The 4,061-nt window shown below is 58.9% G+C and carries 3 protein-coding genes and 1 pseudogene; all 4 read left to right on the top strand.

Annotated features, from left to right (window positions below):
- On the top strand, positions 1–192 hold a 192-nt coding region (locus ISP18_RS00065), incomplete at its 5' end, for a phosphopantetheine-binding protein (protein WP_404559217.1).
- Position 193: 1 nt separating this feature from the next.
- Positions 194–340: pseudogene (locus tag ISP18_RS00060) on the top strand (TubC N-terminal docking domain-related protein); the annotation flags it as partial.
- A gap of 108 nt (positions 341–448) precedes the next feature.
- A complete protein-coding gene (locus ISP18_RS00055; protein ID WP_380017593.1) occupies positions 449–3,802 on the top strand; it encodes a non-ribosomal peptide synthetase in 3,354 nt (1,117 codons plus the stop codon).
- A gap of 57 nt (positions 3,803–3,859) precedes the next feature.
- Positions 3,860–4,061 (top strand): hypothetical protein (locus tag ISP18_RS00050; protein ID WP_404559216.1); only part of this gene is annotated, 202 nt, incomplete at its 3' end.

The raw sequence follows: 4,061 nt of genomic DNA, 5'->3' as shown, positions 1-4,061 counted from the left end.
TCGGAGCTGCTCGGCGTCGAACGCATCGGCCGCCACGATCACTTCTTCGAACTGGGTGGCCATTCGTTGCTGGTCATACGCATGATCGAGCGCTTGCGAAGACAAGGCTTAAATGTCGCTACGCAGGCCCTTTTCACTCACTCAACGCTTTCCGAGTTGGCGCGAGTGACGCGGCAATTTGAGGAATTTTGATATGAATGTAGAAGCGCTGATAAAAAACCTGGCGGATAACAATATCGCCATATGGTGCGAACAGGACCGGCTTCTAGTCAGCTCGCCGGATGGCGTCTTGACTGAATCCTTACGTGCATCACTGCGCGAGCATAAAGATGAACTATTAAAGCGACTAAGGTCTGGGCACCTTCTATCAAATAACCAAGACGAAAATTCACAAATAAATGTGCCGCCTAATGCGATAGGCCCGGCCACTACCAGCATCACCCCAGACATGCTGCCGCTGATAACCCTGACCCACGCCGACATCAGCCGCATCGTTGCTCAGGTCCCGGGAGGGGTGGCCAATATCCAGGACATTTATGCACTGTCCCCTCTGCAAGAGGGCATCCTGTTCCACCATCTATTGACCAGCGACAGCGACCCCTATCTGGTGGTCAGCCAGATCGCCTTTGCTGATCGCGACGTACTGGACCGCTTCCTGGGCGCAGCCCAGCAGGTGGTAGACCGCCACGACATCCTGCGTACGGCTTTGGTGTGGCAAGGCTTGTCCGAACCGGCCCAGGTGGTGTGGCGAAACGCTCCGTTGTCAGTCACCGAAGTCGTGCTGGACGCGGAGAGTGGCCTTGCCAGCGAGCAGTTGGCGCAACGCTTCAACTCGCGGCATACCCGTATCGATCTGACCCAGGCGCCTCTGTTGCGGTTTTTCATTGCCCAAGAGCCAGGCAGTTCGCGCTGGGTGATGGTGTACATGCAACACCACGTGATTGGCGACAACACGACAATGCAGACGCTGCAGAACGAAGTGACCGCCATTCTGACGGGTCAGAGCCACACGCTGGCGCCATCACGGCCGTTTCGCAATCGGGTCGCGCAGGTCAGGCTCGGTGCTAATGCCGCCGTCCACGAGGCCTTCTTTCGCCAGATGCTGGGGGACATCGACGAGCCGACCTTGCCGTTTGGCCTGAACGACGTGCATCTCGATGGACAAGGCATCAGCGAATGCCACCGCCCGCTGCCGCAGACCTTGAGCGATCGTCTACGCCATCACGCACGACGCCTGGGCGTGAGCCTGGCCAGCCTCTGCCATGTAGCCTTCGGCCAAGTGCTGGCGCGCTGCAGTAATCGCGAAACGGTGGTGTTCGGCACGGTGCTGTTTGGGCGCCTGCAAGGTGGTGAGGGGCTTGAACGGGCAATCGGTCCGTTCATCAACACGCTGCCGCTGCGATTGGATCTGGATAACACGGCAGTGGAACAAAGCGTGCGCCAAACGCATCAGCGCCTGGCCGAATTACTGCAGCACGAGCACGCCTCGCTGATGTTGGCGCAACGCTGCAGCAATGTGGTAGCACCTACGCCTTTGTTCAGTGCCCTGCTCAACTATCGGCACAACCGCGCTACCGATGCCAGTGTGTCCAACCACGGCGCCGCCCGCCACCTCTTCCAAGGTATCGAGTTCTTCGGCGGACAGGCGCACAACAACTACCCCTTTGATTTGAACATTGATGACGATGGCCAAACGCTAGCGCTGACATTTCGCGTCGTAAACAGTCTGTCGTCTGAGCGCATGTGTGATCTCATGCAATGCGCCCTGGAGCATCTGGCCGAGGCCCTGGAGCATGCCCCAACCAAGCCAGTGCGGCAGATCGAAGTGCTCCCCGCGGCCGAGCGCGAACTGCTGCTGCACGCCTGGAACCAGACCGAGGCCCCTTACCCGGCTGACCGTTGCGTCCAGCACCTGTTCGAGGAGCAAGTCGCCAAGACGCCCGATGCCATCGCTGTGGTACGGGATGACACCCAGCTCACCTATACCGAGCTCAATGCGCAGGCCAATCGGCTGGCCCACCGCCTGATCAGCCTGGGTGTACGACTTGATAGCCGCGTGGCCATTTGCGCGGACCGCCATCCGCACATGGTGGCCGGAGTGCTGGCCATCCTCAAGGCCGGTGGGGCTTACGTGCCCCTGGACCCCAGCTATCCTTCTCAACGCTTGGCCGAAGTACTGCACGAATCGCAGCCATTGCTGATCCTCACGGATACGAACGGTCGCAGAGCCTTGGGGGATGACGCTGCAAGCGGCCTTCTCAATCTGTCACTGGATGATGGCGTTTGCAGTGATGTTGCAAGTGACGCCGGCGCCGATCCGGACATCCATGCGCTCACGCCCTCTCACCTCGCGTACGTCGTCTATACCTCCGGTTCCACTGGCCGCCCCAAGGGTGTGGCCATGTCACATCAGCCCTTGGTCAATTTGATTCACTGGCAGAACCATGCGGTCACTCATCCATCAGGCCAGTTGCGGACCTTGCAGTTTGCAGCGCTCGGATTCGATGTCGCTTTCCAGGAAATCGCAGCCACGCTATGCGCCGGTGGCTGCCTGGTTTTGGTCGATGAAGCTATACGTCAAGACCCCTTCGAATTGATTCGATATGCCCAAAGCCAGCATGTCGAACGCCTGTTCCTTCCCGTCGTCGCGTTGCAAAGTCTCGCTGAAGCAGCGATGGATACAGGGGCACATTTTCCAGCGTTGAGGCACGTCAGTACGTCAGGAGCACAATTACGAATCACTCCGGCCATCCAGCAATTATTCAAGCGGCTGCCGCATTGCCGTTTGCACAACCAATATGGACCCGCCGAATCCCATGTTGTTACCGAATTCACCATGCCGGAAGCGGTGGATACATGGCAGGCACTTCCATCCATCGGCGGCCCTATCCCCAACACGCGTATTTATCTGCTGGACCATCACGGTCAACCCGTGCCATCGGGCGCTATTGGTGAGATCTATATCGGTGGAGTGGGCGTAGCAAGCGGATATCTGAATCGGCCCGAGTTGACTGACGAACGCTTTTTGCAGGATCCGTTCTGTGCTCAACCCGGTGGGCGTATGTATCGCAGCGGTGATCTGGCGCGGCATCGCCCCGATGGCAGTCTTGAAGTCATCGGACGTGCGGATCAGCAGGTGAAGATCCGCGGCTTCCGCGTCGAACCGGGCGAGATCGAGGCGCGCCTGGCCGAACATCCGGCCGTGCGCGAGGCGGTTGTGCTTGCCCGCGAGGATGTGCCGGGTGATAAGCGCTTGGTCGCCTATGTCACCGCACAGGCTGATGCGGCGATCGATGCCTTGGTCTTGCGTGGACATCTGGCCCAGCAGTTGCCGGACTACATGATCCCGTCCGCGTTCGTGCCATTGGATGTCTTGCCAGTCACTCCCAACGGCAAGCTCGATCGCAAGGCGCTACCGGCGCCGGACGGCGAAGCCTTGGCCCACCGCGCGTACGAAGCCCCGCAAGGGGAAATCGAACAACGCCTGGCCGAGATCTGGTCCGAACTGCTGGGCGTGGAGCGCGTCGGCCGCCACGATGATTTCTTCGAGCTCGGCGGTCATTCGCTGCTGGTCATCCAGCTCTTTACGCGACTGCGGGACAACTTCGGGATCGATATTCCACTGGCCAAAATCATCAATGCGCCCACCATTGCATCGTTGGCGCTCATCGTTATGAATGGGCAAATCGAACTCTTCTCGACCGACGACATTGACCGAATTAGCGGTGAATTGTCCGATCTTTCGGCTGAGGATATCCGAGCCCTGCTTGATTCCAAGGATCATGACGAGATAAGCGGGTAACGACGGTCCGTCGCCTTTTTACTGCAACTGGGGATGAGTGGGAAAACGATGTCTGAGATGGATTTGGCCAAGATTGAGTCGATGCGACGGGAGTTACTGCTTCGGCGACTTCAGCGAAATGCGACACCATTGGTTCCGGAGCGCAAGCCCGCCATTGTGCATGCGGACCGCGATCAGCCATTGCGCCTATCCTGGTCTCAACAGCGGCTATGGTTTCTGGACCAACTGGATCGTGCGGCGAGCGTGGCCTACCACCTGC

The sequence above is a fragment of the Dyella humi genome (genome assembly GCF_044904605.1).
Classification (GTDB): domain Bacteria; phylum Pseudomonadota; class Gammaproteobacteria; order Xanthomonadales; family Rhodanobacteraceae; genus Dyella_B; species Dyella_B humi.
The sequence above is the reverse complement of the archived record's forward strand: the minus strand, read 5'-3'. Positions and strand labels throughout refer to the sequence as shown.